Below are 6,254 nucleotides of genomic sequence, written 5' to 3'. Positions count from 1 at the left end.
AGATAATAATGAATATAAAAGGAGATTAAAATGAAGAAGTATACTTTATATCTACTCATGTTACTTACAATTTTATTTCTATCAGCTTGTTCAAACAGTGCACAACCTAAGGAAGAAAACGATGTGCAATCTATTAAAGATGTAACGATAAAAATTCCAGAAACTATATTCACTTCCTCAAAAAAGAATGAAACGATTAACGAAGACGAAATGAAACAAAATATAAAGACGTATTTAAATTATAGCGGAGAGTTAGACGAAAACATCGTTCCACTTTCATCATCTATGTCTGACGAGAATGTCACGGAATCCGACCGAGAGCAATTAAAGCAACTAGTAGATTTAGCGCAACAAAATGATGCGAATTTCCATGATTTTATTAGTAACAATACGATCCCTGATGATTACAAAAAACCTTCGAAAGAAATGTATGAATTCATTTCAGCATCTACGGCACTTTCAGTAGAACTAGAGCACGAATTAGACAAAATCGCGCAAGATGGTAACTTATTCAAAACTGATTTTTCTTTTACAAAACGCTTTGAGAAAGTTAATGGTAGGAAGCAAAAAGAAATTGAAAAGTTTTTGAAAGAAAAAAATATTAGAACTGAGTATTTCAACAAGTAATTATATATGTAAAAGAGAAATTGAAAGATACATCATATATTCCCGTCAAAATAGTCACTAACAAATGGCTATTTCGACGGGGATTTTTTTGTGGAAGGACTATCAAATTTCCTACACAAAAAAAACGCCCCCATACTAGGAGCGTCTTCTATCATTACGCTTGTTGCGCGCTATATAATTCTTCAAGTGGCTGCATAATGATTTTATTAACGTCAGTGATAACGATGTTTAAACGTTGCTCAGTTTCCATTAACTTTGTGATTTTAGCATCTTGTTGAATGCGAGCTACAACTTCTTGTGCTTTTTGGTTGTCTTCTTCAGTGATTTCTTGACCTTGCATCATCTTTTGTTGTAAGCCAAGTTGCATCGTGCGGAACTCTTCGAATAAGTTCTTTGACTCTGCATCTCCTTGTACTGCTGCGTAGCTTGCTTTTAATGTTTGGAAATCTTCGTTTTCAGCGATTGCTTTTTGTAATTCATATGCAACATCATGAATGTTTTTTGTCATTTTATTTTTCCTCCTTTAGAAGGCTAGCGCTTTTCGCTCGCACTGCCTTTTACGTGCCTTTACATAGGCACCTCTTCTTACCATATCAAACTATGCAAGAGATGTGAAGAAATTTCACTTTATTTCTATGTATTCGCTTTTATTACCTAAGGAACAGAAGTAACAACCCTTGTACTAGTCCAATCATTCCGCCTAATAATGCACCTAAATACGTAATCATTTTCAACTCATTTTTTGTAATGGACAATACGAGATCTTCTAGTCTCTCTGTTGAAAATGTAGATACTTCTTGCTGGACAATTTCCGCAAGCTGTAGATTGTTTAGTATGCTCGCTACATTTTCTGTTCCCCACTTCAAGCCTTTCTCTACTGCGCTAGGAAGCACTTTTTCAACGATTGTTTCTCGAACTGGTTCACATACTTTCTGCACAGATTGGTTTAAAAATTTACTCACCGTTTCCTCTACTTTAACAGCTGACAATATAGAGCTCACAATCATTTCTTTCTCTACAAACGTTTCTAATTCTTGTACGCCTCTTCCTTTTAACTTTTCCCACTCTTTTTGCAATACATCAGTTAACAGCCGCTCTGTTCCATCTTGTCCTAAAAACTTAATCACTTCCGGCTGCACACGATCCACTAAACTTACATTCCCTAAAAACATACCGACTAAATTAAGTAGTGTCCCGCGAGAAGCGAAAAAGTCATCAATCATTTTTGAAAGGCGTGCCTTTCCTTCTTCACTTTCAAAAAAGCGAATTCCTCTTTTCAAAATAAAAGATGCTACATTCGGAATCGTATTCTCTATTTTTTCATGAACAGAATGAGGTAAAGCCTGTTCCCATGTATATGTATAGTACTCTGCTAAAAATGCATGAATTTTTTCTGTAATAACATGTTCAATTTTTTGAATCGCCTCTTCTTCTACATGTTCTAAATTCCATTTTTCTAACATATCCCGTAACGACTGTTCATTCGTAATTACTTTATCAACTTCCACTTGTGCCCAGCGAATTAAACTGGCTTGAAACTCTTCATTTGTTAATTTCTTTCCGATTCCTTCTGGTGTTAACAAATGTTCTACAACCATTTTCCCTAATTGAACAGCAAGCTCATCACGACGCTTCGGAATTAACCCTGGCGTAAATGGAACTTGAAACTTCCCAATATAAATAGGACGATGAGGACGGAATAACATTTTTATTGCTAAATGATTCGTGTACCCTCCAATAATCGCCCCGAGTCCTGTCGTTGTTAGCATATTCAACCATATATTCATCATAATCAACCTTTCACTTCTCCAAAACTATAGCATATCATCATACGGACAAAAGTATAATGGTATAAAAATGTATTTGCAATATATAGCTTCGCCTATTATGCAAACATCCTGTTAATAAAGGAGGGGTTTCGTTGGTTCTTGGTCTTTTAACTTCTAAATTTCATCACGAGCAAATGTATTACACCGAAATCGCTAAGCGAGCTCGTCTTTATCATAACGTCGTTGCCCAATTCACACCGTTTAGCATTGATTCAAAGACAGATCTTGTTTCTGGTCTTATTTACGATACAGATACAGGAAATTGGATAGATCAAACCTTTCCCATTCCTTCATATATATATGATCGCTGTCATTTCAAGGAGGATAAAGCATTCCAACAAGCAAAATCGATTATTCATTCATTACGCAAACGTTCCTCGACTACTTTTTTAAATAACACTCTTATTAATCCAAGTGATTTACACAATCTTTTTCTTACTAATAAACGTCTTTCTCCTTACATTCCAAAAATAAAAAAAGGAACGGTCCAAGGAATTTTCAAATTACTACTAGAAACAAGAGATATTGTTATACGTCCTATCAATATACACTCTAATGAAAATTTATATCGAGTCACTTACAAACATAAAACATTTCATATCGATACAATAAATGAACAGCATTGTACTTCTACTAAGTTCAAACGGACAGATGAATTTATATCATGGTGCAAATCGAACGTACACTCATCCCATTATATGATCCATCCAATGTTACAACCTCCAAATCAACTATCATATCCAATTCATATTCGAACCATTATGCAAAAAAACAAAGAACAGAATTGGGAAGTACTTGGTCAATTCATACAAAAGTCTTCATTCCCAGCGCAATTTTTACTTTCAGTAACAGAGCGGTCCATGTTACATCCATTTTCCAAAATTAAATATTTGCTTTCTTCAACTGGTGTTCAATTATTGAAAGATGCCTTACATGATGTTGTAAATGAAGTGTTTAAAACACTCGATCAGTCCTATTCGTCATTATTTGAATTAGAGCTTTCTACCATTATGGATCAAAAAGGTGCCATTTGGCTTATGTACGTCAATACGATGCCGTCTTACGAAGTTTATACTAGGTACAACGACGAACTCGCTGAACAAATTTTTCATGGTCCATTAAAGTTTAGCCGATTTACACCATAACGAAAGGAGGAAATCCCCGTTGAAAGAGCACATATATACATTAAGTATTTCAGATGAGAATCCAAATAGTATTACTTTACCTTACGTTTTTTCTATTACACCACCAATTACATCCCTTTCCTTTGGCTTACGTTATATTACATGTGAGAGTATTAAAATTCATTATTCATTCACTCGAGAAATCATTATTGGAGAACAAATTGCAGCTAAACTTTTACTACCGCATTCAGCAACAATCCATGCCTTCATACAAAATCAAACCATTGTTTTCGGTCCATTAATCGGGATTTTCACAACTGGCTTTAACGATGATTCTAATTCTCCTTTAGGGAATCGTTCCATCTCTCTCGGCGAGTTACTAACACCACCATTCACATTGCAGCCCTTTGTATTTGTCTTTGGCATTCAACATATAAACTGGGAAGAGGAAACAATTGAAGGGTACTTCTTTCAAGAAAGCAAATGGGTAAAAAACAAAGTCCCTTTACCAAATGTCATTTACGACCGTTTACCAAATCGGCAAGCAGAAAATTACAAACCTATCGTAAGAGCAAAAAAACGATTAGAAAGCGACTATGCGATTCCATGGTTTAATCCAGGATTTTTCAACAAATGGGAAGTGCATCAACTTTTAATAAAAGAAGATTCAATTAAACCATTCTTACCAAATACAGAAGTATTTCAACATTTTGAACAAGTAGAACGACTTCTCGGTACGTATAAGTACATTTATATGAAACCAATACACGGTAGCTTCGGAAGAAATATTCATCAAATACTCTATTCTCAAACTGATAATTGCTACTATTGTCGTTATCGTGAAAATGAACAAAATAAACTAAGAAAGTATCAATCATTAGAAGCACTTCTTAACCATGTGTTAAAAGGACATGATTTAAAAAAGTTTATCGTACAACAAGGTATCTCACTGCTCCGCTTCGAAGGGCAACCCGTCGATTTTCGCATTCATACAAATAAGAATCATTTTGGTAATTGGGTCGTCAGTGCAATCGTCGCAAAAATCGCCGGCAAAGGTAGCTTAACAACTCATGTAAATAGCGGTGGTGATACGAAATTACTTCAGGAACTGTTTCCTGATTCAACAAAGCAAGTCCAAATTGAAAATAAACTAAAACAAACAGCCTTACAAATCAGTTATGCACTCGACCAACAAGTAACCGGGAACATTGGAGAAATTGGTTTTGACATTGGTTTAGACACCGCGGAAAATCCGTGGCTATTTGAAGCAAATTCTAAACCGGGGCGAACTGTATTCCAAGATGAAAGGTTAAAAGAACAAAGTGAACTTACGCGCCAATTATTTTATGAATATGCCATCTATTTAACTGAACATTCTTTGTGCGGTCCGAAAGAAAAAACATCTCAAATCCAATCGAATACTGCACCTGACACCGGAAATATCCCGTCCCCTATGATTAACTCACAAATACAAAAACAAAAACTTCCACCTCATTCATAAGGTGGAAGTTTTCTATTTATACAAACTTCACTACAACTTCCGTTTCCACATTACATACTCCGCAATAAAAAATATGATTGCAGCACTCATTTGAATTATTATGTGTTAAACCGTCTACCGCACTTAATAATTCCTGATCCATATATGCACTGTAATCATCTATGTAATCTACAGCTTTCCCATAATCTTGGAGTATTCCTTGGCAATTTTGACAAGAATATGTTTGTGATTCTAGCGCGTTGCAAAGCGGGCAAATTCCCATCGTTATTCCTCCATACGTTATCGTTTAAAAACAATTAAAAAGCCTCTTTTTTTAGGTTAAAGAGAGCATCTAGCCTTGCATAGGAGCGGTTAGTTCCTTTTTCTTGCCCCATCCCGGGTTAAAACAGAACTATGCAGCTGATGCCTTTTTAGGTGTTATATTACTAAGCTGGAATTTTTCTCACTTTAATTATATTTTCGTTTAAAAGCCTCTCTTTTTTAGATTGGAGAGAGCATCTAGCCTTGCGTAGACGCGGTTAGTTCCTTTTTCTGCCCCATACCGGGCTAAAACAAAACTATACAGTTGCTACCGATTTAGTTTTCATTTTACTAAGCTGGAATTTTTCTCACTTTAACAAATCATAAGTTAAGTAAGCCAAGCTGGTTATACAATGAAAAAACGCATATGATTTCGCTCTTAGTTTAGCCTTCTTTCTTAAAAATACAACGATTACTCTTATTTCATAATTTACGAAATGATGAAATATTTTTTACAAAATTTACAAATTATTATTTTGTATATCTTTCTAGGTAACATCCATACTATGAGTACAAACTTAATTACCGATGGATTAGCGCCAACGGGGCGATAATCTGGTTCAACTCCAGCTAGTCCAACCAAAAAAACTTTTATAACTCTAAGGAGGATATATTCCTATGGCAAACCAAAGTTCTTACAATCAATTAGTAGTACCAGGTGCAACAGCAGCAATCGATCAAATGAAGTACGAAATCGCTCAAGAATTTGGTGTACAATTAGGAGCAGATTCTACGGCTCGCGCTAACGGTTCTGTTGGTGGAGAAATTACAAAACGTTTAGTTGCAATGGCTGAGCAAAGTCTTGGCGGATTCCAAAAATAAATATATATGGCAAAAAGGTCTCAAGGCATATGCCTTGAGACCTTCCTTAAT

7 protein-coding genes are annotated in these 6,254 nt (G+C 35.3%); 4 read left to right on the top strand and 3 right to left on the bottom strand.

What is annotated here, in order from left to right; all coding sequences use genetic code 11:
* The first annotated feature begins 30 nt into the window (after positions 1-30).
* On the top strand, positions 31-627 hold the full coding sequence (locus tag AB3X48_RS05690) for an NDxxF motif lipoprotein (RefSeq protein ID WP_367959013.1): 597 nt from the start codon (positions 31-33) through the stop codon (positions 625-627).
* Positions 628-781: 154 nt separating this feature from the next.
* Here AB3X48_RS05690 and AB3X48_RS05685 read toward each other — a convergent pair whose 3' ends face one another.
* Together AB3X48_RS05685 and AB3X48_RS05680 are read right to left on the bottom strand one after the other, a co-directional pair.
* Complete coding sequence (locus AB3X48_RS05685; RefSeq protein ID WP_088098716.1) at positions 782-1,135, bottom strand: YlbF/YmcA family competence regulator; 354 nt, start codon at positions 1,133-1,135, stop codon at positions 782-784.
* A 142-nt stretch (positions 1,136-1,277) separates the two neighbouring features.
* Positions 1,278-2,423 carry a DUF445 domain-containing protein gene (locus AB3X48_RS05680; protein ID WP_088098715.1) on the bottom strand — a complete coding sequence of 382 codons (1,146 nt, stop codon included), beginning with the start codon at positions 2,421-2,423 and terminating at the stop codon, positions 1,278-1,280.
* A 125-nt stretch (positions 2,424-2,548) separates the two neighbouring features.
* Between AB3X48_RS05680 and AB3X48_RS05675 the strand changes: the two genes are divergently transcribed.
* On the top strand, positions 2,549-3,601 hold the full coding sequence (locus tag AB3X48_RS05675; RefSeq protein WP_016103834.1) for a YheC/YheD family protein: 1,053 nt from the start codon (positions 2,549-2,551) through the stop codon (positions 3,599-3,601).
* 19 nt (positions 3,602-3,620) lie between these two features.
* Positions 3,621-5,081 carry a YheC/YheD family endospore coat-associated protein gene (locus tag AB3X48_RS05670; protein WP_016103833.1) on the top strand — a complete coding sequence of 487 codons (1,461 nt, stop codon included), beginning with the start codon at positions 3,621-3,623 and terminating at the stop codon, positions 5,079-5,081.
* 16 nt (positions 5,082-5,097) lie between these two features.
* Here AB3X48_RS05670 and AB3X48_RS05665 read toward each other — a convergent pair whose 3' ends face one another.
* Entirely contained in the window at positions 5,098-5,343 is a 246-nt protein-coding gene (locus AB3X48_RS05665) for a hypothetical protein (RefSeq protein WP_016103832.1), read from the bottom strand.
* A gap of 656 nt (positions 5,344-5,999) precedes the next feature.
* Here AB3X48_RS05665 and sasP point away from each other — a divergent pair.
* Positions 6,000-6,203 carry a small acid-soluble spore protein, SasP family gene (gene sasP, locus AB3X48_RS05660; protein ID WP_000013349.1) on the top strand — a complete coding sequence of 68 codons (204 nt, stop codon included), beginning with the start codon at positions 6,000-6,002 and terminating at the stop codon, positions 6,201-6,203.
* The last annotated feature ends 51 nt before the right edge of the window (positions 6,204-6,254 follow it).

The sequence above is a fragment of the Bacillus sp. S4 genome (genome assembly GCF_040838205.1).
GTDB lineage: Bacteria > Bacillota > Bacilli > Bacillales > Bacillaceae_G > Bacillus_A > Bacillus_A cereus_U.
Note: the sequence above shows the minus strand (reverse complement) of the source record. Positions and strands in the feature narration are given on the sequence as shown.

What these genes read in the sequence shown, in the direction of transcription:
- AB3X48_RS05665 (WP_016103832.1), bottom strand. Translation starts at nt 5,343, where the DNA reads ATGGGAATTTGCCCGCTTTGCAACGCGCTAGAATCACAAACATATTCT.
- AB3X48_RS05685 (WP_088098716.1), bottom strand. Translation starts at nt 1,135, where the DNA reads ATGACAAAAAACATTCATGATGTTGCATATGAATTACAAAAAGCAATC.
- AB3X48_RS05690 (WP_367959013.1), top strand. Translation starts at nt 31, where the DNA reads ATGAAGAAGTATACTTTATATCTACTCATGTTACTTACAATTTTATTT.
- sasP (WP_000013349.1), top strand. Translation starts at nt 6,000, where the DNA reads ATGGCAAACCAAAGTTCTTACAATCAATTAGTAGTACCAGGTGCAACA.